Source organism: Gordonibacter faecis, from assembly GCF_030077735.1.
GTDB classification, from domain to species: domain Bacteria; phylum Actinomycetota; class Coriobacteriia; order Coriobacteriales; family Eggerthellaceae; genus Gordonibacter; species Gordonibacter faecis.
On record NZ_JASJEU010000012.1, the window covers coordinates 249,362 to 272,980 of the forward strand.

Here is a 23,619-nt window from a genome sequence, read left to right on the forward strand (position 1 = left end):
GAAAAACGCTCTTTTCTTTCGTTATTTTCTACAGCCACTTCTTGCGGCGGAAGAGGATGAGTTCCAGGGTCACAATGGCAACGGAGACGGCTATTACTACGTAGTAGGCCCAGGGCCAGTTGAGGCCGGGCATGTGGGTGAAGTTCATACCGAACCAGCTGGTCAGAAGCGTGAGCGGGGCGAACAGGGTGGTGATCACCGTGAAGAATTGCATAGTGTCGTTCTGCTTGATGTCAATCTGCGTCTGGTAGAGTTCGCGCAATTGCAGGCTGTACTCCTTCAGCGTGAGCGAGCGCTTCAGCAGACGCTCGGCTTGGCGTTCGAACACCAGAAACAGACGGCTTTCCTCGTGAGTGAGCAGCTTGTTCTCGTTGTCCGCCAGGCTGCTGGCCATGTCGACCAGCTGCTGGTAATAGGTGTCGATGCGCAGCAGCATGCGGCGATACCACAGCATCTGGCGGCTTGTTCCCTCCAGCCCGCGGTCGATAATACTTTCCTCCACGTCTTCCATGCGGTCTTCAAGGTCGGCGAGAAACGCCAAGTCACCCTTCACCAGCTGCTTCATGAACTCGAAGAGGCAGTGGGCCACGGTGGGCTCCTTCACGAACCCTTGCTTGGCAATAGCGTCAAGCAGACGAATACACGTGTCTTGCTCATCGAGAAACAGCAGGTGAGTTTTGTCCAGGTAGAACGCGAAACACTCCAGGTCGCACAGCACGCAATCCTTGCTCGGTACGGCAAACGACCCAATGAGACAGTCCGGGAACACATCCAGGTACGTGTTCTCCACGGTGGCCAGCGTGCGCACTGCATCCTGCATCTGGCGGTCGGCGAAACTGAGATGTGCGAACTCGGCTGACGTGAGCACCTCCACTACGGGTTCGTCCGGCTTCATCGGTTCGTTGAAGGGTACCGCCGTCAAATGCTCTCGTAACACGTACTTTTTCGCCATTTTTCGCTCCTGCGCCTGCCGCGGACGCCTTCGATTATAGGCAAGCGGCGCATCCGGGGCGTTTTCGTGCCCTTGACCGGCGGGTAACACAATCGAAACATTGGTACCGCGCAAGTGTCGGTATAATGCCACTGACACCTCACGGGAAGCGGCATCGGGCAGAAACGGTGCTGCTTCTTTTATAACGAAGAAGGGCAGGAGCCGTGTATCCCATCGAACGAGTTGAGCCGCTCAACGCGGAGGTCACCCGCATGGTCGTGCGCGCCCCAGAGATTGCGCGCAAGATAAAGCCAGGTCAGTTCATTATGCTGCGCATCGACGAAGCGGGCGAGCGCATCCCCCTCACCATGAACGATTGTGACCCGGAAGCGGGCACCGTCACCATTATCTTCCAAGCGGTGGGTGCTACCACCATGCGCCTGGCGCAGATGAAGGCGGGTGACGTGCTGCTGGACTTCGCGGGGCCGCTGGGCAATCCCACCGAACTTGAGGGCGCGCGCCGGGCGTGCGTCGTGGGCGGCGGCTTGGGAACGGCTATTGCGTATCCGCAGGCCAAGTGGCTGTTTGAGCACGGCTGCGAGGTGGACGTTATCACCGGCTTCCGCAACGTCGACCTGGTTATTCTGGAAGACGAAATAGCCGCACACTCCACGCGCCAGATCATCATGACCGACGACGGCTCCAACGGCAACAAGGGTCTGGTGACGGCCGCGCTGCAGCAGCGCATCGACGAGGGCGCGAACTACGATATAGTGCTTGCGGTGGGCCCCGTCATCATGATGAAGTTTGTGGCGGCCACCACGAAGCCCTACGGCATTAAGACGCTGGTCAGCATGAACCCGCTCATGATTGACGGCACGGGCATGTGTGGCGGCTGTCGCGTGAAGGTGGGCGACGAGTACTTGCACGCGTGCGTGGACGGGCCGGACTTCGACGGCCATCTGGTGGACTACGACGACGCTATGCGTCGCGGCGTGATGTACCGCTCGTTCGAGACGGCAGCGCGCGAAGCGACAGAGGGCCGGCTGGCCTCGGAGGCGCGCGACTGCGATGCGGCCGCGCACGCCACCGACGAGCGGAAGGGGGCCTAGCAATGGCACGTATGAGCTACGAGGCGAACAAGCAAAAGACGATGGTGCCCATGCCCGAGCTGGATCCGGTCGAGCGCTCGAAGACGTTTGACGAGGTGGCGCTGGGGTATTCCGAGGAAGAGGCCGTTGCCGAGGCGCGCCGCTGCATTCAGTGCCCGAACACGCCGTGCGTGAGCGGCTGCCCGGTGGGCGTGCCTATTCCGCGCTTCATCGAGCAGGTGGCGCAAGGCAACTTCGCGCGCGCCTACGCCATCGTGAAGGGCGCAAACGCACTGCCCGCGGTGTGCGGGCGCGTGTGTCCGCAGGAAACGCAGTGCGAAGGCGTGTGCACGCGCGGCAAGAACGGCGAGCCGGTGGGCATCGGCCGCTTGGAGCGCTTCGTGTCCGACTGGGCGTTCACGCATCCGGCCGAGGCGGCGAAGGCCATGGACGAGTTGCGCGAGGAATGCGCCGCGGGCGACGAGGTTGCCTGCAGCATTTGGCGCAACGCGGAAGGCGCGGTGTCGAAGGATCTCATCGGCAAGCGCGTTGCCGTGGTGGGTTCGGGCCCCGCGTCGCTTACCTGCGCGGGTGAACTGGCAAAACGCGGTTGTGAGGTCACAGTGTTCGAGGCGCTGCACAAGGCGGGTGGCGTGCTGACCTACGGCATCCCCGAGTTCCGCTTGCCGAAGCACATCGTTGAGCGTGAGGCGTCGAAGCTGGGCGACAGTGGCGTGTCCTTCGAGATGAATGCCCTGGTGGGCAAGCTGTACGACATCGACGAGCTCATGGGTGAACGCGGTTTCGACGCGGTGTTTGTGGGCACGGGCGCTGGTCTGCCGGGCTATCTGGGTATCGAAGGCGAGGGTCTCAACGGTTCCATGGTGGCTAGCGAGCTTCTGACCCGCGTGAACCTGATGAAGGCCTATCGCTTCCCCGAATACGAAACGCCCGTGTATGCCGGCAAGAAGTGCGTGGTGGTGGGTGGTGGCAACGTGGCCATGGACGCGGCCCGCACGGCGCGCCGCCTGGGTGCCGAGGTCACGGTGGTGTACCGCCGCGGCCGCGAGGAAATGCCGGCTCGCGCGGAAGAGATTCACCATGCGGAACAGGAGGGCATCGACTTCCAGCTGCTCACGAACCCGACGCGCATCTTGGGCGATGACAAGGGTTGGGTTACCGGTGTGGAATGCGTACGCATGGAGTTGGGCGAGCCCGACGCGAGTGGCCGTCGTCGACCGCAGCCGGTCGAGGGCAGCGCGTTCGTCATCGACTGTGACATGCTGGTTATGGCCGTGGGCTCAAAGACGAACCCCCTCATCGCGCAGACCACACCCGGCCTGGAAGTGACGTCGCGCAACCTCATTGTGGCTGATGAGGGCACCTGCGCCACCTCAAAGCCCGGCGTATTCGCTGGTGGCGACACCGTGATCGGCGCCGCCACCGTCATCCTCGCCATGGGTGCCGGCAAACGAGCCGCCACCGGCATCGCCGAGTATTTGACGAAGGAATAAGGTCAAAGCTCGTAAGCACATGAAAAGGTTTGGGGGTGCCATGGCGTTTGATGCGGTGGGGTATATCAATGAGCCGCGGTGGTTGGCGTCTCGGTTGGGGCTTGAGCGGATTCGGGAGTTGCTTGAGCGGTTGGGGCGGCCGCAGGATCGGCTGAAGTTCGTGCATGTGGCGGGTACGAACGGTAAGGGCTCTACCTGCGCATTTCTGGCGTCGGTGTTGCAGGCGGCAGGGCATCGCACGGGGCTGTTCACCAGCCCCTACCTTATTACGTTCGAAGAACGCATTCGTGTGAACGGTGAGAACATCACGCTGGATGAGCTGACCGAGGTCACGCTTGCGGTGCGTGAGCAGGCCGAAGCCATGGCCGACCATCCCACGGAGTTCGAGCTGATGACTGCCGTTGCGCTTGAGCACTTCGCGCGGAGCGGCTGCGACATTGTGGTGCTGGAAGTGGGCCTTGGCGGTCGGCTTGATTCCACGAATGTGATCGAAGCGCCCGAGGTGTCCGTTATCGCGCGCATCGGGCTTGATCACACGAAGCTTTTGGGCACGACGCTTGCTGCCATTGCGGGCGAGAAGGCGGGCATTGTGAAGCCCGACGCGCCCGTGGTGTCGTGGCCGCAGGAGCCCGAAGCGCTCGCAGTTATCGAACAAGCTGCCGCAGCCTGCGGCAGCACGCTCACCATGCCCGACCCGGCGCAACTGATTGTGGAGCCCGTCGACTGGAACGCACCCGGCGGCCCCTCGCGCCCATTCAACTACAAGGGCCGCCACCTGCGCACGCGCCTTCTTGGCAGCTACCAGCCAGCGAACGCCGCGCTCGCGCTCGAAGCTGTGGAGGCGCTGCGCACACGCGGCTGGAACATCAGCGACGAAGCGATAACCACGGGCATTGCGAACACCGCGTGGCCTGGCCGGTTCGAAGTGGTGGACGCAGGGGAGGGCCGTCCGACCATCGTGGTGGATGGCGGGCACAACCCGCAGGGTGCTCGCGCGCTCGTCGATTCGCTCGAAGACGTATTCCCTGGCCAGAAGCCCGTGTTTATCATCGGCGTGCTGGAGGATAAGGATTATCCCACCATGCTCGAAACCATCTTGCCGCACGGCAGTGATTTCGTGTGCACAACGCCCGACAACCCGCGCGCCCTAACCGCCGACAAGTTGGCGCGCGCAATTAGGTGGACCGGCCAGGATATGCTGGGCTGCTCGGCGTGCGTGAAGCCTTACATTGCCCGCGACATGGCCGACGCCCTCACACGCGCCCGCGAACTCGCCGGTGCGCAGGGCCTCATCTGCGCGTTCGGCAGCCTCTACTCCGTGGCGGCCCTCAAAGCAGCCGCCGCGGAAGCGTAAAACCCCAGGCTTCGCACAACAAGCCCAAAGCCCGCGCCACCCCCCCCAGCAGCCCCGCCAAACCAGCCCACAAAAAAACGGACCCGCACAACGCGGGTCCGTCCAATCAGCTATCGCAGCAAAGCTTACAGCGAATCAATGTAGCTCACCAGTTCGCCCACCGTGTTCAGGCCTTCGGGCTCGCCGAAGTCCACTTCGCAAGCCTCTTCCAAATCGCAGATGAGTTCCACCATGTCCAGCGAATCAATACCCAGCGACTCGAACGTGGACTCTTCGGTCACCTCGGCAGGATCAATGTCGAGGTTCTCGTTCAAAATGTTCTTGACGGTGTCGATAGTAGCCATAAGGGCTAGTCCTCCTTCTGCTTCAGCAGGCCATAGCCGCCATCGGAGCGGCGATACAGCACGTTCACCATGCCGGAGTCGCGGTCGGTGTACGCGAAGAAGTCATGACCCAGAAGGTCAATCTTCACCAGGGCTTCCTCTTCGGTCAGCGGCTCGAACTCGATCTCCTTCACGCGCACAACTTCTTCGTCGGCCGTGAGTTCGTTCATCAGGCCGTCAACATCCAGCTCGCTCACGGGGCCGGGCTCAACGCGGATGGTCTCGCCCTCGGCGCGCAGCTTGCGATCGATGACGCGCGTCTTGTACTTGCGCAGCTGGCGAACCACCTTGGCGGCGGCCACGTCGATGGCCGCGTACATGTCCTCTTCGTACTCTTCCACGCGGATGATGTGGCCTTTCGTGCGAAGGGTGACTTCGCAGCAGGCCGGACGGGGGTTGGAAGGATTCTTCTCAACGTACAGGACAATTTCGGCAACCAGAGGGTCGATGTCCATGACCTTCATCGAGTTCCCAATTTTTTCTTCGGCGTATTGACGCAGTGCATCAGTTACAGGCATTTTGCGTCCGGCTACGGTAATGCTCATAGCACCCACCTCTTACCTCGTGGCGAATAAAAAACAGCTTGGTGCGGGCGCCGCCTCAGACCATGCGGGCGGATCCGATATGCCGCTCATGCATTGTCCTGGGGCCGACTCCTCACGCCGAAGCTGACAGGTACAGCATAGCGCAAAACGCTGAGTTGCGGCAGGGTATTTCTCCTCACGTTGTGAAATCGAGTTGTAAACGCCTGTCAATTGTGCCGCCGACAAGGGCATTTGAGTGATAATACCGGTAAGAGAAAAACCGGCGAAGAACCAACAGATAGGGCACCTATGGCATCAAATGCATCAGGCAAAGAGAAGCTGTTTATCAACGAAGTGCAGGGTCACCAGGCCCGCTACCGCAAACTCATCCAGTTCACACACTCATCCACGAAGGCGGCAGGTGCCATGCTGGTGGCGGCCGTGGTGGCGCTCATCGTGGCGAACACGGGTGGTTACGAGGGCTTTCTTGAGTTTTGGCACACCGAAGTGGGCGTGTTTTTTGGCGACGCGTTTGCGGGGATGTCGCTTGCGCACGTCATCAACGATGTGTTTATGGCCATCTTCTTCTTGCTGGTGGGTTTGGAAGTGAAGTACGAACTCACGGTGGGCGAGCTGACGAACATCCGCCAGGCGCTGCTGCCCATTGTTGCCGCCGTGGGTGGCGTACTGGTGCCTATAGCCATCTACCTGGCCTTTAACGCCACGAACCCCGAAACTGCGCACGGCTGGGGCGTGCCGACGGCTACCGACATCGCGTTCGCTCTGGGTATCTTGGCACTGCTGGGCAACCGCGTGCCGAACGGCGTGCGCGTGTTCTTGAGCACGCTGGCCGTGGCCGACGACATTATTGCCATCCTGGTAATCGCCATCTTCTACGGCCACAGCCCCTCGTTTGTGTGGCTGGGTGCGGCTGCCGTGGTGCTGCTGGTGCTGGTGCTGATGAACCGCAACCACATTTACTCGCTCATTCCGTATCTGCTGGTGGGAGCCGTGCTTTGGTACTGCGTGTTCATGTCGGGCGTGCACTCCACCATCGCGGGTGTGCTGCTGGCCTTCGTCATTCCGTCGGGTTCGCGCGTGAACATCAAAAGCTTCCTCACCTGGTCGGGCGACAAGGTGCGCGAGGCGCGCGCGGTGTACGAGCCCGAAACGCCTGTCATCGCGCAGGGTGGCTACATTGAAACCGTGCAGGATCTAAGCCGCGTCGCGCGCCAGGTGGTGCCGCCGGCTACGCGCCTGGAGCACCGGCTGTACCCGTGGGTATACTTCGGCATTCTGCCGCTGTTTGCGCTGACGAACGCCGACGTAAGTCTGGTGGGCGCCGACCTGGGTGCCTTCCTCACCGACCCGGTGCTCTATGGCGTGATGCTGGGCCTTCTGGTGGGCAAGCCGCTGGGCATTATGCTGTTCAGCTTTATTGTGGTGAAGCTGAAGGTGGCGTCGCTGCCCGAGAACGTGAACTGGATGCACATGCTGGGCGCGTCCATCCTAGGCGGCGTGGGTTTCACCATGGCCATCTTTGTGGCGAACCTTGCGTTCACCGACGAGGCGCTGGTCACCACCGCAAAGGCCGGCATTTTGGCGGCATCGCTTTTGGCGGGCGTGCTGGGTTTCTTGTTCCTCTTCCTGCAGGCAAAGGCGGCTCAGAAGCGCGGCGTGGCGTATTTGTCCACGCCGGCCAACGAGGATGACGACCTGCTGCAAACGGCCGACCGCGATGCCGTGCGCGACAGCGAAGAGATGATGCGCGACATCGAAAGCCCCCTCATCAAGCAGGAAATCGAGGAAGCGAAGAAGCGCTCCGGCGTGTTCGAAATTGTGGTTGACCTGGGCGAGAGCGGCCTTTTGGGCGGCGGCTCCATCGGGGATGTGCGCGAAGCGGTGCGCAACGAGGTGGTGCGCGTGCTGCGCGAAGAGGGCAAGGACGAGCTGCTGGAAAAGGTGCAGGACCAGTTCAAGGAGCACGAAGGCGAGCCGCCGCTGGTGAGCGTGGAAGAAGCGCTGCGCAGCGAAGGCGAAGAAGCCCTGCGCGCCGCCCTGCACCGCGAAGCCGAAGACACCACCGGTATGTCGGGCGGCCCAAGCGACAAACCTGAGCAGGCAAACGAAGATGCCACGCGCGGCGGGCAAGACCGCTAGTTCGTGCGTTTGACTTCTGCGTGAGGTTCGGGCGCAGGTCGCGGGCCGTGCGCTATACTGACCGTCGAAACTGTCGAGGGATTGAAGGGACGCCATGGAAGCTGCCGCTATCGTGTTGGCTGCGGGTGCTGGAACCCGCATGAAGTCCAAGAAGCCGAAGGTGGTGCACGAGGTACTGGGAAAGCCCCTCGTGCGCTGGGTTGTGGATGCGGCTCGCAGTGCGGGCATCGAGCGCGTCGTTACCGTGGTGGGACACGAGCGTGAACAGGTGGAACCGCTGGTTGCCGCCGACACCGACGTGGTGGTGCAGCCCGAGCGCCGCGGCACGGCCGATGCCGTGGCCGTGTGCAAAGATGCGCTGGCCGATTTCGACGGTTCGCTGGTGGTGCTTTCGGGCGACTGTCCGCTCATTACGCCCGACACCGTGCGCCGCCTGGTGGAAACGCGCGAGGAAGCCAACGCCGCTGTGGTGGTGCTCACCATGGAACTGGACGACCCGTACGGCTATGGCCGCATTGTGCGTGACCAGCTGGGTGCCGTCGAGCGCATCGTGGAGCAGAAAGACGCCACGAACGCCGAGGCTGCCATTCGCGAGTGCAATTCCGGCTTCTACTGCTTTGACGCCCGCGCCCTGTTCGACGCGCTGGCGCAGGTGGACGACAACAACGCCCAGGGTGAGTTCTACCTCACCGATGTCCTGGAGATTTGCCGCGCCGCGGGGCGTCCCGTGGTGGCGCTTCCCACCGATAAGCCCGCCGAGTGCCTGGGTGTGAACTCGCGCGCACAGCTGGCCGAGGCCACTCGCCAGGCGCAGGCGCGCATCAATCGCGCGCATATGGACGCCGGCGTGACCATGATGGCTCCTGATCAGGTGTGGATTGGCCCCGACGTGTGCATCGAGCGCGACGTGGAACTGCTGCCGCAAACGTATCTGCTGGGCGAAACCAGCGTGGGGGAAGACAGCGTCATCGGCCCGAACACGCGCCTGACCGACACCTTGGTGGGTCAGGGCTGCGTCGTGGACGAAACGGTGGCCGTTGACGCGCGCATCGACGACGGCGCCACGTGCGGCCCGCGCGCCTACCTGCGTCCCGGCGCGCATCTGTGCGAGAACGCGAAGGCGGGCACGCACGTGGAAATCAAGAAGTCGACGGTGGGCAAGGGCTCCAAGGTGCCGCATCTGTCCTACATTGGCGATGCCACTATCGGCGAGGACGTGAACGTGGGCGCGGGTTCCATCACCTGCAACTACGACGGCGCGCACAAGCACGCCACCGTCATCGGCGACGGCGCGTTCATTGGCAGTGACACTATGCTGGTGGCCCCGGTCACCGTGGGTGCGGGTGCTGTGGTGGGCGCGGGTTCCACCATCACGAAGGACGTGGCGCCCGACGCGCTGGCTCTCACACGCCCTGATCAGCGCGAAATTGAGGGCTGGGCCGCAAAAAGACGCGCCCAGCAGGGCCGCTCGTAGCCGAACAAGGTAGAATGAACAATCGCCGCATTCGTGCGGCGCGGGGAAGAGACGAGAAGCAAGCTACACGAAGGAGCATGTCATGACGGAAGTGCAGAAGAGCCTGGCTCTGTTCTCGGGGTCGGTCAACCCCGAGCTCGCCGATGAGATTGCCCAGAATTTGGATGTCTCACTTGGCAACGTCAAGCTCGAAAAGTTCGCGAACGGCGAGATTTACGCGCGCTACTTGGAAAGCGTGCGCGGCGCCGATGTGTTCCTCGTGCAGTCGGTGTGCGGGGCCGAAGGCTACGACGTGAACGACGCGCTCATGGAGCTGCTCATCATGACCGATGCCGCCAAGCGCGCTTCCGCCCGCTCGGTATCTGCCGTGGTGGCGCACTACGGCTACGCGCGCCAGGATCGCAAGGCCACCGCGCGCGAGCCCATCACTGCCAAGCTGGTGGCTGATCTGCTGGCCGCCGCGGGCGTGGACAACGTTATCACCATCGACCTGCACCAAGATGCCATCCAGGGCTTCTTTGATCTGCCGGTGAACCACATGACGGCTATGCCCATCTTCGTTGACTATTTCAAGAGTATGCAGCTGGACAAGGATCGCCTGTGCGTTGTGTCGCCCGACGTGGGGCGCGCGAAGGCGGCGAAGAAGTTCTCCACGATGCTGGACTGCGACATTGCCATCATGCACAAGGATCGCCCGAAGCACAACCAGGCCGAAATCACGGCGCTCATCGGCGACGTGACGGACAAAATTTGCATCCTGAACGACGACATGATTGACACGGCCGGCTCGCTGGTGGCGGCCGCCTCCACGCTGAAAGCCAAAGGTGCCTCGCAGGTATACGCCTGCGCCACGCACGGCCTGTTCAGCGGCCCGGCGTACGATCGCATTGAGAACTCCAGCATCGAAGAAGTGGTGGTGACGAACACCGTGCCCGTGCCGCTGGCCCGCCAGACCGGCAAGGTGAAGGTGCTGTCCGTGGGCCCCCTGTTCGCCCAAACCATCAGCAACGTATACAACAACGGCTCGGTTGCGTCGTTGTTCGAGTAGGGGTTTCGCGTGACGATGTTCCTCATTGTGGGCCTGGGGAATCCGGGCGACGAATATGCGCATACGCGACACAATGCCGGGTTTGACGCGGTGGACGCCATTGCGGAAGAGGTGGGTGCGCGCTACTGGAAGACCGAGTGTGGCGCGCTCACGGCCAAGGGCGCCTACCGCGACGTTGACCTGGTGCTAGCCAAGCCGCAAAGCTACATGAACACGTCGGGTGGTCCGGTGAAGCAGCTCATGAACGCCTACGGCGTGGACGCGGAGCACCTGATTATCATCCATGATGAACTGGACATCGACCCCGGAACCGTGCGCGTGAAGTTCGGCGGCGGCCACGCGGGCCACAACGGTCTGCGCTCCATCTGTGATAAACTGGGCACGCGCGATTGGTTCCGCGTGCGTGTGGGCATCGGCCGCCCCCCGGGACGCATGCCCGTGGTAGACTGGGTGCTGTCGCTGCCAAAAAAGGAAGCCGCCGAGGACTTCACGTACGCGGTCGACCGCGGCGCGCAAGCAGCGCTTTCGCTGGTAACGGCCGGCCTCGAAAAAACGCAACAAGCGTTCAACTAACGCGACAGCATCTACTCAACAATAACAAAGATCGAAGGAGGATGTTGTGCGCGGGTTTGTTAGGAGCGAGCGCGGGCAGGTGTATGCGCTGTTCGTTATTGTCATGTTTGCCTCGGCTTTCGGAAACCTTTCGCAGACTGCCGTCAATGCGATGCTTCCCGAGATCATGGAAGAGTTCGCGTTCGACGTGGGACTTGGCCAGTGGCTTACAACCAGCTATATGTTGGTACTGGGCATTACGGTGCCCGTGTCTACGTATCTTTCGAAGCGCTTCTCCACGCGTGTGCATGTCCTGGTAGGATTGGCGTTTTTCCTGGTGGGAGCACTTGCCGATTGCCTTGCTTCAAGCTTTGCGGTGTTGCTCGCGGGGCGTGTGTGCCAAGCGGTTTCAACGGGGTTATTGCTGCCGCTCATGCAGACTATTGCGATGACGCGCTTTCCCGAGGGACGCCGCGCCACGGCCATGGGTGTGGCGGGCATCGCCATGGGCTTCGCGCCGAACATTGGTCCCACCATTGGTGGCGCGCTCAGTTTTTCGCTGGGGTGGCGCAGCTTCTTTGTGCTGCTGGTTGTAGGTGCGGCGTTGCTGGCGGTGGTCACGGTGCTGATGGTGCGCGGAGGAGTGAGCAACCCTTCGGAGCGGTTCGACGCACGTTCCTTTACCCTGTCGGCGCTCGGCTTTGGCGGTTTGCTCTTGGGATTCTCCGAGGCAAGCAGTTTCGCCCTTTCGAGCCCCTTTGTGTGGGGGCCGCTTGTTCTAGGCACGTTGTTTCTGGTGCTGTTTGTGCGGCGACAGAAGCGTGTGGCCGACCCACTTATTGACATGCGGATATTTGCATCCGGGCAGTACAGCGTTGGGTTTGTGGTGCTGTGCTTGCTCCATGCATCGTTTATGGGCGTGACGCTGGTTATTCCGCTCTATGTGGAGGGGCTCTGCGGAGGTACGGCGCTCGATGCGGGTATTGTGCTTTTGCCGGGTACTATTGCGGCCCTGTTTTTGAATCCGCTTGCGGGCGCGCTCACCGATCGTTTTGGCGTGCGCCCGGTGACGCTGGTGTCGGGAACGCTTTTGGCGGTTGGATCGGTGTCAATGGTGTTTCTCGATGAAAGTACGCCGCTTGCGGTGACCACGCTCTGCCAGGCGGTGCGCGGCTTCGGCGTGTCGGGCCTGATGGGGCCTCTTATCTCGTGGAGCCTTGCGGGCTTGCCGGGGCGCCTGGTGACGGATGGCTCGTCGTTCTCCATTGCGGGGCGGCAGGCGGCCGCGTCGCTGGGGACGTCGGCAATGGTGCTGCTTATTGCCGTGGTGGGCGCTTCATCTGCGGCAACTGCGGTGCCGGCGCTGCCGTATCAGCTGGCGTTCGCGTTCTCGGCTGTGTTCGCGGTAGCCACCTTCGCGTTTATAGCGGCGAAGGTGCGCTAGGGGCGCGTTCGCACCTTCCCGGCGCGTGCCGCGTGGCGCAGCGCGCAAAACGTTCCTTTGCTTCCCCTTCCGTTCGCACGTTTTCTTTCCGATATATGTTGACAACATAGATGCTCTGGGAGTATATATGTTCACGTCATATAGCTGACGCACGCATACGAGGAGGCGATGCCCATGCCGCGAGGTGACTGTGAGGGTTCTGGTGCTCGGCAACCATGTTGCCGCAGGCGCGGCGGAGGCGGCGGCGCGCTGGTGGAGCCTGCCGCGTTGGCGGCGCTTCTGTACGCGGGAGGCTACGGCTACGACATGCGCCGTACCATCTTGGAGATGACCGATGGCGAAGTGGACGTTGACGTGGGGGGATTGTATCGGTCCCTGCGGCGGCTGGAGGAAGAGGGCGCCGTGGTGTCGCGCTGGTGTGAGGATGCGTCCGGCCCGCGCAGGCGCGAGTACGAACTTACCGAGCAGGGCATGGAATTGGCCGAACAGTGGTTGGATGCGCTGCGGGCGCGCCAGCGGTTGGACGAGTTGCTGGTGGGTTTACTGGAAGGCGGCCTCGCCCAGGTGGGACGCACGTCTGAGGAAGACGCGGGTTCGCACGCGAGCTAGCGGGTGAGCGGGCCGGCGGCAACAACGAGAGGCAAGCGTCGGGGTTTATCCCCGGAGGACAGAATGCGGGGCGTTACGCGCCTCGGGAAAGAAGGGTCACCATGGCAGAAACGATAAAACTTGCGGTGCCAACGATGGGCGCCGCCGGGCTAGAGTCCGAGCGCGCGGGCCATTTCGGCCACTGCGATTGCTTCACTATTGTGGAGATTGCAGACGGCGAGATCAAGGGCACGTCCGAGGTGGCAAACCCGCCGCATGAAGAGGGCGGTTGCCTGCGCCCCGTGGGTCTTCTGGCCGACGCCGGTGTGAACGCCATCGTGGCGGCTGGCATGGGCATGCGCCCGCTGATGGGCTTCAATCAGGCGGGCATCACCGTGTACTTCGAGAACCGCACGCCGCAGGTGGGCGAGGTGGCGAAGCTTGTTGCCGCTGGTGAGGTGCCCATCATGAGCGCCGCCGAGGCCTGCAATCACCATCACTGATTCGCTTCCACACGCAGCAATGAGGCGCCCCGCAGCGCGACTTCGGTCGAGCGGCGGGGCGCTTCTTCGTTCTGACAACATGCGGGGGTCGTGTTATGCTGCTTGCTTAAAGAGAAAGGAGCACGTGTGCGGCAGGCGGGAGAAAAGGATGGCGTGTATACGTTGACGGCGACGGCGTCGCTTCTTGGTGCGGCGCGCCGTGAACTTCCCGATGCGGTGCCGCCGCTTGCTCCTGTTGAGCTGACGCCTGCGGTTGCGGGATCGCCCGGGGCTGTGCCCGCGCCTACGCCTGAATCCGCGCCCGTCTTCGGCTGGATCACCGGTGCGTGCGCCGCACCCAACAAGGGCGACCACTATATTGTGAAGTTCCTCGGGAAGCGTGAGTTCATCATCCTTGCCTATGTCGACCGCTTCGGGCGCGTGTTCGCACAGAATTTTGCGTCGGTGTCGCCACCTGCGCGCGAGCCCGATCTTTCCTTCGCCTTCTTCGCTGATCAGGACACTCCCGGTGTTGAGCGCGGGTGTGTGCAGGTGCGCACCCCGGAGGGTGATACGCGGGAGGTGACGCGGTACACGTGCGCGCACGGCCGCTACACCTTGGAGGATTCCTGGTACGATTTCGGGCCGTATGGCGTCGATCTTTCGTACGACGATGCCATGGCGCGCGCCTTTTTGGCGTTCGTCTATCGGCCGAAAATGGCCGGTGGCGCGGAAATTCCCACACGCGGTCTGGAATTTGTGCACGAGCGCCTGTCGGCGGACTGGCTCTTGCCGGGGTTGCGCTCCATCATTGACGACGTGCGCTACGCGGAAAACGACCCGGTGGTGCACGCGCCCGCACTTGCGCGCAGCCTGGCGCGCTGGCTGTCCGACGCGGGGCTGGATGAGCTGAAGGCACCCGCTGTGCCTGACGACGCGCTCCGCCTGGTGCGCACCGTTCGCTATGCCAACACGTATTACGTGGCGCGCGAGAGCGAAGGGGCGAACGTGTCGCGGCGCACCGTGTGGGCGCTTGAGAGTGCGCTCAACCGGTTTTTGCTGATGGAGGAGGCGTTTGGCGACCGCGCGTCGCTGGCCACCGATATCGACTGCGCGCGCTGGGAAGCCTATCTGCTTGAATCGGCCGGAACTCAGCCACTTCCCGACGCGAGCATTCTTGGAGCGCCTGCGGGCGCGGAAGGCGGCGAATGGGAGGTGCGCTGTCGTCTGGGTGCCGTCTTGGAGCGCCTGCGCCTGCCCGTGCGCGTTGAGGCGCAGATGCGGGCGAACGTGGCGGAAGGCGTGGTGGCCTTCGACATGACGGTGCCCGACGCGGCGCTCATGCCCGCGTGGCGCTGGGTGGATGCGCCGCAGCAGGGCTGGGTGCCGATGGGGGAGGCCGAACGTGACGCGCAGGCGCGTCGCTACGCTGCGCGCGTGGGGCTGCTGCTGGCGTCGGTGGCGTTTGAGGCGTCGCCGCAGATCCAGCGCGTTGATGTGGCGGCCCGACCGCTCGGTGCGGCCGCGGCGCACGCGGGCAGCGGGGCGGCAGGTGACCGCAAGATTGACGTAAAGCGCGGTGGGGAATTCCCCGAGGATGCGCACGAGCCGGCGTTCTTTCTGGTGACGTTGACTCGCGCGGCTTATGAAGCGTCGGGGCAGTTCCGCGCTGCGCCGCAGGCTGACCCCCTCGCGCTGCTTGCGCAGTGCGGCGCCGTATGGGATCTGCCGGCGGCCGACCCGTTTGCGCTGATAAACGCCCTGCCTGCCACCGCCTTGCGCCGCGAGTTGCCCGAGGCTCAGGATGCGCCCCTTCCACCTGAAGCACAGGAGGCGCTTGGCGCGACGCGAGCGGCTGACGTGCGCATTGTGGCTGACGCGTATCGTCGGCGCATCGGCGAGGGCCTGGCCGACCGCATTGCGTGTGCGGCTAGCGCGACCGAGGCTATTCGCGTGGTGCGCGAAGAGCAGGATGCGGCCGAAAAGCGAGGCGACGACCTCACGGCGTCGGCATGCACGCGCCTGATGGCCGCGCTTGCGGAAGGCTCGCTTGATACCGAGGACCAAAACGCTGTGGTGGTGTGCTTCTTGGGCGAGGACCGTTGCCTAACTGCACTCGGCCGCGCCCGCACGCTCGCGCAGCGCGACCCGCAGGAGGCAGTGGCCGTGCTCATGGATGCGGTGGCGGAAGCCGCGGCGCTCGATGGCTATGTGGATGGCGCGACCACGGTGTTCCGCTCGTTCGATAGCTACGCGTCGCGTGTGCTGTACAACCAGGCGCTTCGGGCAGCCGACGGCGGGGAAGCGGCGCAGGCGCAAACGCAGGCATCCACGCGTCCGGCCGACACTTCTGCCTCTGCCGTGCCCACACTCGCCGAGCGCGCGCAGGCCGACGCGGGTCGTCGCGTCCAGCTGGTGCCCGATTCGTTCTACCTCTGCCACCTGGAGATAGTCAGCCTGCTGGAGCGTTCATTCGAACGGGTGGACGATGCGCTGCGTTACGGACAGCGCGCCATAGAGTTGGCCCCCGCCACGGCGGCCGGCTACCGCCAGCTTGGCCGCGCCTATATGCTGGTGGGCGACATGGACAACGCCTCGGCCGTGCTAAAAGAGTGCCTGCGCGTAGCAACCCAGGTCAACGACGTGTCCGTGGCCTACTATCAGCTGGCCTACGCCCTCTGGAAGGCCGGCGAGCCGCGCACGGGTGCCGCGTGCTACCTCAAGTCCGTCATGACCGCGCCCGTTGTGGCGCTGCAAGCCATGGCCGAACTCAAGGAACTGGTGGCCGAAACAAGCATCGAAGCGCTCGAACGTGAAGAGGTGGACGGCATCCTGCGCGAGGCGAACATCCCGCTTTCCCCCACCGACGAGGTGCTCGACACGCTGGACGCCGCCGCAGCAGCCGCCACCGACGCCGGCCTGTTCTCCGTGGCTCGCAACCTCTTAGCGCAGCGCCTCAACCACCGCTCCGATGACGCCCTCGTCAACGTCCTTCGCTCCCTGGAGGTTTCATCTGCCTGAGGGCGTGCGCGGTATGCGCTACAATAGCGTAATTCCACATCCCGAGACACGAAGGACGCACCTATGGCACTCCAAGCACCTGAAGGTACGAAAGACTTGCTTCCTGATGAGGCCGTGTATTGGACGCGGTTTAAGGCGATTGCGACCGAGATATTTGGGCGCTACGGCTACCTGCCCATCGAAACGCCCGTGTTTGAGCAGACGGAACTGTTCGTGCGCGGCATCGGCGAGGCTACCGACGTGGTGTCGAAGGAAATGTTCACAGCCATCTCGGGCGAGAACCTGAAGAAACTCCTGGATGGCGGCACGGTGAAGGCGAAGAGCCGCCTGAGCTTGCGCCCCGAAGGCACGGCCGGTGTGGTGCGCGCGGTGGTTCAACACGACCTGGTGCCGCAAGGGGCCGCGCCCGCGAAATTGCTGTACGCGGGCCCGATGTTTCGCGCTGAGCGTCCGCAGAAGGGTCGCCAGCGCCAGTTTAACCAGGTAGGCATCGAGTGCTTGGGCGCCGAGGAACCCAGCGTGGATGCCGAGGGCATTATCATGCTCATGCGCTTCTATGCGGCCATTGGCATTCCCGTGGAGGCAACGCGCCTGCTGGTGAACTCCATGGGCTGCGACGTGTGCCGTCCGGCGTATCGCGACGCGGTGAAGGCGTTCATGGACACGCACACGGACGAGTTGTGCGACGAATGTAAGCGCCGCGCCGAAACCAACCCCTTGCGCGCGTTCGACTGTAAAAACCCCGGGTGCGCTGCCGTCATGGAGGGCGCGCCGAAGATCACCGATCACCTGTGCGACGACTGCCGAGAGCACTACGAGGCGGTGAAGACGTACCTCACGGGCGCGGGCCTGGTGTTTGTGGAAGATCCCACGCTGGTGCGCGGCCTGGATTACTACACGCGCACGGTGTTTGAGGTACAGGTCACGGAAGGTATGGGCAGCCAAAACGCCATCGGAGGCGGCGGGCGCTACGACAAGTTGGCCGAAGAAGTGGGAGGTCGCCCCACGCCGGGATTCGGCTGGGCGCTTGGCTACGAGCGCTGCGTGCTGGCGCTTGAAGCCGCGGGCCACACGTTGCCCGCGGCGCAGCGCTGCGACGTGTTTGTGGCCTGCGTGGATGATTCGGTGCGCGCCGAGGCGTTCTCGCTCGTGCAGGCGCTGCGCGACGGCGGCCTGGTGGGTGAGATGGATCATCAGCGCCGCAGCCTGAAGAGCCAGTTCAAGCTTGCCGACAAGCTGGGCGCACACGCCGTGGTGGTGCTGGGCCCCGACGAGCTGGCCGCCGGTCAGGTGAAGGTGCGCGACATGCAGGCGCACGACGAGCAGATGGCGGACCTCGCGGCCCTCAAAACGCAGCTGGCCGCCTGCGCTGTCGAAGGCGGAGCCGCGGCGTTGAAGGATGTGCTCGCGCGTCTCGCTTAAGTGATGACAAGAAGCTAAGGAGCAGCCTATGGACACCACGTTTATTGATGAGCTGGCCAGCGCCGCTCCCACGCCGGGCGGCGGCGGAGCGTCGGCGTACGTGGGCGCGCTTGCTGCGGCCCTCGCATCCATGGTGGGCAACCTCACGGTGGGGAAGAAGCGCTACGCCGATGTGGAGGATGACGTGCAGGCCTCGCTCGCGTGCCTTGCCACGTTGAGGGCGCGTCTCGTTGCGTTGGTGGACGAAGATGCCCGCGCGTTTGAGCCTTTGGCGGCCGCCTACCGCCTGCCTAAGGCTACGCCCGAAGAGCAGGCGGCCAAAAACGCCGCACTTCAACAGGCGCTTGTTGGCGCGTGCGACGTGCCGCTTGCCATCATGCGCGCGGTGGCTGAAGTGGTGGATGAAGCCGACTACCTGGCTCATCACGGCAGCGTGATGGCGCGCTCGGACGCGGGCGTTGCCGCGGCCTTCGCCCGTGCGGCCTCGGACGGTGCCAGCCTCAACATCTTCATCAACGCCGCCTCAATGGACGACCCGGCGCTGGCCGCGCACTACCGGGGCGAAACTGAGTCACTGGCTGCGCGTACGCGCGAACGCTGCGACGAGCTGTTCGATTTCGTGAAAACTTCCGTCTCTTAAAAGGAGCGTACCGTTTCATGGCAACCCTTCTTACCGGAAAACCCGTCGTTGAGCGCCTAGCGGCCGACCTCGCGCCGCGCGTTAACGCACTTGAGCAGGCCGGTGTCACACCGACGCTCGCCATCGTGCGCATGGGTGAGCGCCCTGACGACCTGTCCTATGAGCGCACCGCTCGCAAGCGCGCCGAATCGCTCGGCGTTGCCGTGCGGCTCTTCGTGCTGGATGAGAGCGCGCCGAAAGAGGCGCTGGAAGCCGCGCTTTACGAGGTCAACCAGGACCCCAGCATTCACGGCTGCCTGCTGTTCCGCCCGCTACCTGCGCATATTGACGAGGTGCAGGCGTGCGAACAACTGGCACCGGAAAAGGACATCGACGGCATTACGATTGCTTCGCTTGCGGCAGTGTTCACCGATGGTGACCGAGGTTTTCCGCCGGCCACGGCTGCGGCGTGCATTGAATTACTGGAGCACTACGACGTGCCGCTTGAGGGCAAGCACGTTGTGGTGGTGGGGCGCAGCCTGGTGGTGGGCAAGCCGGTGTCCATGATGCTGCTGCGTCGCAACGCCAGCGTCACGATGTGCCACAGTCGCACGGAGGATTTGGCGAGCCTCTGCCGTTCGGCTGACATCGTCATTTGTGCTACGGGGCGCGCTCGCGCGTTCGGTGCGGAGTTCTTCAGCCCTGGTCAGACGGTGCTCGACGTGGGTATCAACTTCGACGAACAGGGAAACATCTGTGGAGACGTGGACTTCGAAGCGGTGGAACCGGTGGTGGGAGCCATCACGCCGGTGCCGGGCGGGTTGGGTACGGTCACGACCAGTGTCACCATGGCGCACACGGTGGCTGCGGCCGAGGCGGCGCTTGCTGCGCGCGAGGGAGGCCGGTAGCGTGCGCGCTGCGATACCCGTCGGCCGGAAGTTCATCATCGCCGACCCGTCGGTGTGCATCGGCTGCAAAACGTGCATGGCCGCGTGCCTCATGCGCCACGACCAGCTAGAGGATGTGGCTGTTCCGCGTCTCACGTTAGTCACCACGCGCACCATTTCCGCACCCGTGGGCTGCCATCACTGCGCCGAGGCGCCGTGCGTGGACGCGTGTCCGACGGGCTGCCTCTACAGCGATGACGAGCACGTGGGCGTGCATCCTGACAAGTGCATCGGCTGCCGAAACTGCGTGCTGGCCTGCCCCTATGGCGCGGTGGAAATCGTCACCGAGAAGCTGCCGCCCGAACCTGAGCCCACGCCCGAGGAAGCGGCCGCGGCCGAAGCCGCCGCCAAGGATGACAAGTCCGCCAAGGGCGCGCGGGCCCGAGCGCGCGCAAAGAAGCGCAAGCGCACGAAGTCAACGGTGGTGAAGTGCGACCTGTGTCTGGACTGTGCGCGCGGCCCGGCGTGCGCGGCCGCCTGTCCGACCAACGCTTTGCGCCTGATAGACGCGGAGTTCATGGAGCGTGCGCGGCAGAGCAAGCGCAAGGCCGCGGCTCGCGCAACGGCGTCGTACGCCAGCATGAAGCTGAACGCTGAACTGAACGAGGGGGAGTAGCCTCATGGAAAAGCATATGGCGGTGTGCCCGTACTGCGGCGCCGGCTGCAAGATGAACCTCGTGGTGGAGAACGGCAAGGTCATCGACGCGGAGGGCCTGCCCGGCATCACGAATGAGGGCGAGCTGTGCCTGAAAGGCCTCTACGGCTACGACTTCGTGAACGATACGAAAATCCTCACGCCGCGCATCTACCACCCGATGATTCGCCGCACGAAAGGCGCGCCGCTTGAGCGTGTGACCTGGGACGAAGCACTTGACTTTACGGCTGAACGGCTGCGCGCCATCATCGAGGAAAGCGGCCCCGAAGCCGTCATGCTCACGGGTTCCTCGCGCGGTGCTGGCAACGAGGCCAACTTCGTCATGCAGAAGTTCACGCGCGCGTGCCTCGGCACGAACAACATCGACAACTGCGCGCGCACCTGCCACGCGGCCAGCGTCATTGGGCTCATGGAGTGCGTCGGCTCGGGCGCGATGAGCGTGAGCATTCCCACGCTTGAGGAAACGGACTGCATTTTGCTGTTCGGCTACAACCCCGCGGCGAGCCACCCCATCGTGGCGCGCCGTATCGTGAAGGCGAAGGAGCGCGGCGCGGAACTTATCGTGTGCGACCCGCGCATCATCGAGTCGGCCCGCATCGCCGACCTCTACCTGCCGCTCAAAAACGGCTCCAACCTGGCGCTTCTGAACGCGTTCGCCTACACCATCATCGACGAAGAACTGGCCGACTTCGACTTCATCGACGACCACACGACCGGTTTCGACGAGTGGTGGGAAGTCGTGCAGGATTACGCGCCCGAGGATGTGGAAGAGGTTACGGGTCTGTCGTCCGAGGTCATTCGGCAGGCGGCGCGTTGCTACGCCACGGCCGAGACGGCCATCATTGGCTGGGGCATGGGGGTGACGCAGCAGGCGCAGGGCGTGCAAACCGTGCGCGCCATCGCGGCGCTTGCGCTCATCACGGGCCACATTGGGCGTCCGAACAGCGGTCTTGCGCCCGTGCGCGGCCAAAATAACGTGCAGGGTTCGTGCGACATGGGTATGTGGCCAAGCCTCTATCCCGGCTACCAGCGCGTGGACGATCCGGCGGCACGCGCGAAGTTCGCCGCCGCGTGGGGCGTGCCCCAGGAGCGTCTGTCGCTTGCGCCCGGCTGGAAGCTCACCGACCTGCCGCACGGCGTGGCTGAGGGGAAAATTCGCGCGTTCTACAACTTTGGCGAGGACCCACTGCAAACCGAGCCCGACACCGCGCAGGTGCGTGCGGCGCTTGAAGGCCTCGACCTGCTTATCAGCCAGGACATCTTCATGACGCAGACCACCGCGCTCGCCGACGTGGTGCTGCCCGCCACCTCGTGGGCCGAGCATGATGCTGTGTACACCGCGTCCGACCGTTCGTTCCAGCTGACCACGGCCGCACTGCCGCCAAAGGGGGAGTGTCGCCACGACTGGGAGATCTTCGCCGACCTGTCTACGCGCATGGGCTACCCCATGAAGTACCAAAACACGCGCGAGATCTGGGACGAGGTGCGCTCGCTCTGCCCGCAGTTCGCCGGCGCAACGTACGAGAAGATGGCAGGCACGGGCTACGCACAGTGGCCCATCTTTGCCGACGCGGCGGATGATCCCGCGAACAACGGCACGCCTGAGCTGTACGCGGGCGGCGCGTTCACCACGCCTGATGGGAAGGGCCATTTGATGGCGGCGCACTGGCAGCCGCCCACGGAGCGCCCAGACAACGCGTATCCCCTGGTGCTGTGCACGGTGCGCGAGGTGGGGCACTACTCGTGCCGTTCGATGACCGGCAACTGCAAGGCGCTGGCCGCGCTCGCCGACGAGCCCGGCTACGTGAGCATGAGCCTCGCCGACGCCGACGCGCGCGGCATCGAGGAAGAGCAGCTGGTGTGGGTGACGTCGCGCCGCGGCAAGGTGCTCGCGCGCGCCGCCGTGGACGAGCGCGTGAACGACGGCGCCGTGTACATGACCTACCAGTGGTGGATCGGCAAGTGCAACGAACTCACGCTGCACGTGGTGGACGGCGAGTCCGGTACGCCCGAGGACAAGTACAGCGCGTGCGAGGTGGAACTCATCCCCGATCAGCGCTGGGCTGAAGATTACCTGGTGGAGCGCTATACCGAACTGAAGGCGCAGCTGGCGGCCGAGGCCGACCGGCAGAACCCGCCCGCGCCGGAGCCGGAACCGGTGGACGCGCCAGCGCCTGAGGACGTGTCCACCGAGGACGCCGCTTCCGCACCCATCCCCCTCGCCTTCGCCCCGCACGAGGCCGAAGTGGCCGGCCGCGCCCTTTACGCCGACGGCGAGGAAGAGACGCTCGTATGAACCGCTTCGTCGTTTCCGATCCTGCACGCTGCATTGGCTGCGGCGCGTGCCGCGTCACCTGTAGCGAGAGTCATCGCCGCCGCGCGCTGCGTCCGGCTTCGCGCATCTCGCTCGTGAAGACGCGCGAGGTGTCGGCGGCGGTGACGTGCCACCAGTGCGAAGGTTCCCCCTGTCTGTCGGTGTGTCCCGAGGGCGCTATCTACCAGGAGCGCGACCGTGTGCAGGTGGACGAAGGCCGCTGCACCGGCTGCCTTTTGTGCGCGCTCGCGTGCCCGTTCGGTGCCATCTATCCGTCCGCGCCTTCGACGGCCCACGTGAAGGCTGCACCGTATAGCCGCGCGTCGTCGGCTCGCTCATCAGGTCTGTTGCGCCAAAAGGAGACGGGCGCCTACACGAGCGTGGTGGTGTGCGACCTCTGCGCGAAGTCCGCAGATGGTCCGCGGTGCGTGGACGCGTGCCCCACCAAGGCATTGCACCTGGTTGATGAGGGTATGCTGGAAGCGCTTGGGAAGAACCGCCGCCTTGAGGCCATTGAGATGACCGAGGTAGCCATGCGCGGCGCACTGCTCGACGCCGACGACTTTGGGGAGGTCAACCGCTGATGGCAACCGTGAAACCTCGCGTTCCGAACCCCATTTCCAGCCGCGACCGCACCAGGCGCGTGGCGGAGGGTAAGCCGCACCACAACTTCTCCGCCTGCATTGCGTGTGCCGCCTGTGCGGTGGCGTGCGACGCAGGCGCCATCCGCATCTTCATCGACGAGGACGAAGGCCTGCTCGTGTGGACACTCGACCTGTTCGACTGCACCCAGTGCGGCCGCTGCGTGCCCGTGTGCCCCACGGGTGCCATGACCCTCATCGAGGACGCCGCCTTTGCCGACGAGCCCGAACTGCCGAAACGCTGCCTGTTCACCCTGGCCGAGTGCGCAACGTGTGGCCGCTACTACGCCACGAACAAGGAACTTGAGTTCGCAAACACCTTGCTCGAGCAGGAAGATCACGCCGACGCTGCCCGCGCTCGCGCCCTCATGTCCACCTGCCCCGACTGCAAACGCCTCCAAGACGCCAAAGCCGCCGCCCGCCGCGCCGGCATGAAACACCACCGCTAGCGCAAG

21 protein-coding genes are annotated in these 23,619 nt (G+C 64.0%); 18 read left to right on the top strand and 3 right to left on the bottom strand.

Going from position 1 to position 23,619, the window contains the following annotated elements; translation table 11 throughout:
• Nucleotides 1-28: 28 nt before the first annotated feature.
• Nucleotides 29-952 (bottom strand): magnesium transporter CorA family protein, encoded by a 924-nt coding sequence (locus QNJ86_RS06185; RefSeq protein WP_283831732.1) that lies wholly within the window; start codon nt 950-952, stop codon nt 29-31.
• Between the two features lie 203 nt (nt 953-1,155).
• Here QNJ86_RS06185 and QNJ86_RS06190 point away from each other — a divergent pair, with 203 nt between their 5' ends.
• From QNJ86_RS06190 to QNJ86_RS06200, 3 genes are read left to right on the top strand one after another with little or no spacing between them, the layout of a single operon-like run.
• Nucleotides 1,156-2,043, top strand: coding sequence for a sulfide/dihydroorotate dehydrogenase-like FAD/NAD-binding protein (locus QNJ86_RS06190; protein WP_283831733.1), 888 nt, complete (start codon nt 1,156-1,158; stop codon nt 2,041-2,043).
• A 2-nt stretch (nt 2,044-2,045) separates the two neighbouring features.
• Nucleotides 2,046-3,536, top strand: a complete 1,491-nt coding sequence (gltA, locus tag QNJ86_RS06195; protein ID WP_283831734.1) for an NADPH-dependent glutamate synthase — start codon at nt 2,046-2,048, stop codon at nt 3,534-3,536.
• A gap of 40 nt (nt 3,537-3,576) precedes the next feature.
• On the top strand, nt 3,577-4,890 hold the full coding sequence (locus tag QNJ86_RS06200) for a bifunctional folylpolyglutamate synthase/dihydrofolate synthase (protein ID WP_290995618.1): 1,314 nt from the start codon (nt 3,577-3,579) through the stop codon (nt 4,888-4,890).
• A gap of 125 nt (nt 4,891-5,015) precedes the next feature.
• Here QNJ86_RS06200 and QNJ86_RS06205 read toward each other — a convergent pair whose 3' ends face one another.
• A complete protein-coding gene (locus tag QNJ86_RS06205) occupies nt 5,016-5,234 on the bottom strand; it encodes an acyl carrier protein (RefSeq protein ID WP_283831736.1) in 219 nt (72 codons plus the stop codon).
• Nucleotides 5,235-5,239: 5 nt separating this feature from the next.
• Nucleotides 5,240-5,818 (bottom strand): ribosome hibernation-promoting factor, HPF/YfiA family, encoded by a 579-nt coding sequence (gene hpf, locus QNJ86_RS06210; protein ID WP_283831737.1) that lies wholly within the window; start codon nt 5,816-5,818, stop codon nt 5,240-5,242.
• A 288-nt stretch (nt 5,819-6,106) separates the two neighbouring features.
• Here hpf and nhaA point away from each other — a divergent pair, with 288 nt between their 5' ends.
• The 15 genes from nhaA (at nt 6,107) to QNJ86_RS06285 (ending at nt 23,613) form a co-directional block, all read left to right on the top strand.
• A complete protein-coding gene (gene nhaA / locus QNJ86_RS06215; protein ID WP_283831738.1) occupies nt 6,107-7,957 on the top strand; it encodes a Na+/H+ antiporter NhaA in 1,851 nt (616 codons plus the stop codon).
• A gap of 94 nt (nt 7,958-8,051) precedes the next feature.
• On the top strand, nt 8,052-9,431 hold the full coding sequence (gene glmU / locus QNJ86_RS06220) for a bifunctional UDP-N-acetylglucosamine diphosphorylase/glucosamine-1-phosphate N-acetyltransferase GlmU (protein ID WP_283831739.1): 1,380 nt from the start codon (nt 8,052-8,054) through the stop codon (nt 9,429-9,431).
• Nucleotides 9,432-9,513: 82 nt separating this feature from the next.
• Nucleotides 9,514-10,479 carry a ribose-phosphate diphosphokinase gene (locus tag QNJ86_RS06225; RefSeq protein WP_283831740.1) on the top strand — a complete coding sequence of 322 codons (966 nt, stop codon included), beginning with the start codon at nt 9,514-9,516 and terminating at the stop codon, nt 10,477-10,479.
• A gap of 15 nt (nt 10,480-10,494) precedes the next feature.
• On the top strand, nt 10,495-11,052 hold the full coding sequence (gene pth / locus QNJ86_RS06230; RefSeq protein ID WP_283831798.1) for an aminoacyl-tRNA hydrolase: 558 nt from the start codon (nt 10,495-10,497) through the stop codon (nt 11,050-11,052).
• 103 nt (nt 11,053-11,155) lie between these two features.
• The gene (locus QNJ86_RS06235; protein WP_420052745.1) at nt 11,156-12,475 is read left to right on the top strand and encodes a DHA2 family efflux MFS transporter permease subunit; all 1,320 of its coding nucleotides are present in this window, start codon (nt 11,156-11,158) and stop codon (nt 12,473-12,475) included.
• Between the two features lie 174 nt (nt 12,476-12,649).
• Nucleotides 12,650-13,084: a PadR family transcriptional regulator gene (locus QNJ86_RS06240; protein ID WP_283831742.1), complete on the top strand. Its 435-nt coding sequence runs from the start codon at nt 12,650-12,652 to the stop codon at nt 13,082-13,084.
• Between the two features lie 101 nt (nt 13,085-13,185).
• Entirely contained in the window at nt 13,186-13,566 is a 381-nt protein-coding gene (locus tag QNJ86_RS06245; RefSeq protein ID WP_283831743.1) for a NifB/NifX family molybdenum-iron cluster-binding protein, read from the top strand.
• A 126-nt stretch (nt 13,567-13,692) separates the two neighbouring features.
• A complete protein-coding gene (locus tag QNJ86_RS06250; protein WP_283831744.1) occupies nt 13,693-16,566 on the top strand; it encodes a hypothetical protein in 2,874 nt (957 codons plus the stop codon).
• Nucleotides 16,567-16,629: 63 nt separating this feature from the next.
• On the top strand, nt 16,630-17,988 hold the full coding sequence (gene hisS / locus QNJ86_RS06255; RefSeq protein ID WP_283831745.1) for a histidine--tRNA ligase: 1,359 nt from the start codon (nt 16,630-16,632) through the stop codon (nt 17,986-17,988).
• 28 nt (nt 17,989-18,016) lie between these two features.
• Nucleotides 18,017-18,628 (top strand): cyclodeaminase/cyclohydrolase family protein, encoded by a 612-nt coding sequence (locus QNJ86_RS06260; RefSeq protein ID WP_283831746.1) that lies wholly within the window; start codon nt 18,017-18,019, stop codon nt 18,626-18,628.
• Nucleotides 18,629-18,645: 17 nt separating this feature from the next.
• A complete protein-coding gene (locus tag QNJ86_RS06265) occupies nt 18,646-19,515 on the top strand; it encodes a bifunctional 5,10-methylenetetrahydrofolate dehydrogenase/5,10-methenyltetrahydrofolate cyclohydrolase (RefSeq protein WP_283831747.1) in 870 nt (289 codons plus the stop codon).
• A gap of 1 nt (nt 19,516) precedes the next feature.
• Nucleotides 19,517-20,170 carry a 4Fe-4S dicluster domain-containing protein gene (locus QNJ86_RS06270; RefSeq protein WP_283831748.1) on the top strand — a complete coding sequence of 218 codons (654 nt, stop codon included), beginning with the start codon at nt 19,517-19,519 and terminating at the stop codon, nt 20,168-20,170.
• A gap of 4 nt (nt 20,171-20,174) precedes the next feature.
• Nucleotides 20,175-22,505 carry a formate dehydrogenase subunit alpha gene (gene fdhF, locus QNJ86_RS06275; RefSeq protein ID WP_283831749.1) on the top strand — a complete coding sequence of 777 codons (2,331 nt, stop codon included), beginning with the start codon at nt 20,175-20,177 and terminating at the stop codon, nt 22,503-22,505.
• Entirely contained in the window at nt 22,502-23,107 is a 606-nt protein-coding gene (locus QNJ86_RS06280) for a 4Fe-4S dicluster domain-containing protein (RefSeq protein WP_283831750.1), read from the top strand. Before fdhF ends, QNJ86_RS06280 begins: the two co-directional genes overlap by 4 nt.
• Nucleotides 23,107-23,613, top strand: coding sequence for a 4Fe-4S dicluster domain-containing protein (locus tag QNJ86_RS06285; RefSeq protein WP_283831751.1), 507 nt, complete (start codon nt 23,107-23,109; stop codon nt 23,611-23,613). The genes QNJ86_RS06280 and QNJ86_RS06285 overlap by 1 nt, the downstream gene beginning before the upstream one ends.
• The last annotated feature ends 6 nt before the right edge of the window (nt 23,614-23,619 follow it).

Coding starts and splice junctions, on each gene's coding strand:
- QNJ86_RS06235 (WP_420052745.1), top strand. CDS start 11,156: ATGTTTGCCTCGGCTTTCGGAAACCTTTCGCAGACTGCCGTCAATGCG.
- gltA (WP_283831734.1), top strand. CDS start 2,046: ATGGCACGTATGAGCTACGAGGCGAACAAGCAAAAGACGATGGTGCCC.
- QNJ86_RS06245 (WP_283831743.1), top strand. CDS start 13,186: ATGGCAGAAACGATAAAACTTGCGGTGCCAACGATGGGCGCCGCCGGG.
- QNJ86_RS06265 (WP_283831747.1), top strand. CDS start 18,646: ATGGCAACCCTTCTTACCGGAAAACCCGTCGTTGAGCGCCTAGCGGCC.
- QNJ86_RS06285 (WP_283831751.1), top strand. CDS start 23,107: ATGGCAACCGTGAAACCTCGCGTTCCGAACCCCATTTCCAGCCGCGAC.
- QNJ86_RS06200 (WP_290995618.1), top strand. CDS start 3,577: ATGGCGTTTGATGCGGTGGGGTATATCAATGAGCCGCGGTGGTTGGCG.
- QNJ86_RS06205 (WP_283831736.1), bottom strand. CDS start 5,234: ATGGCTACTATCGACACCGTCAAGAACATTTTGAACGAGAACCTCGAC.
- QNJ86_RS06280 (WP_283831750.1), top strand. CDS start 22,502: ATGAACCGCTTCGTCGTTTCCGATCCTGCACGCTGCATTGGCTGCGGC.
- QNJ86_RS06240 (WP_283831742.1), top strand. CDS start 12,650: ATGCCGCGAGGTGACTGTGAGGGTTCTGGTGCTCGGCAACCATGTTGC.
- hpf (WP_283831737.1), bottom strand. CDS start 5,818: ATGAGCATTACCGTAGCCGGACGCAAAATGCCTGTAACTGATGCACTG.
- QNJ86_RS06225 (WP_283831740.1), top strand. CDS start 9,514: ATGACGGAAGTGCAGAAGAGCCTGGCTCTGTTCTCGGGGTCGGTCAAC.
- hisS (WP_283831745.1), top strand. CDS start 16,630: ATGGCACTCCAAGCACCTGAAGGTACGAAAGACTTGCTTCCTGATGAG.
- pth (WP_283831798.1), top strand. CDS start 10,495: ATGTTCCTCATTGTGGGCCTGGGGAATCCGGGCGACGAATATGCGCAT.
- QNJ86_RS06185 (WP_283831732.1), bottom strand. CDS start 952: ATGGCGAAAAAGTACGTGTTACGAGAGCATTTGACGGCGGTACCCTTC.
- QNJ86_RS06260 (WP_283831746.1), top strand. CDS start 18,017: ATGGACACCACGTTTATTGATGAGCTGGCCAGCGCCGCTCCCACGCCG.
- glmU (WP_283831739.1), top strand. CDS start 8,052: ATGGAAGCTGCCGCTATCGTGTTGGCTGCGGGTGCTGGAACCCGCATG.
- nhaA (WP_283831738.1), top strand. CDS start 6,107: ATGGCATCAAATGCATCAGGCAAAGAGAAGCTGTTTATCAACGAAGTG.
- fdhF (WP_283831749.1), top strand. CDS start 20,175: ATGGAAAAGCATATGGCGGTGTGCCCGTACTGCGGCGCCGGCTGCAAG.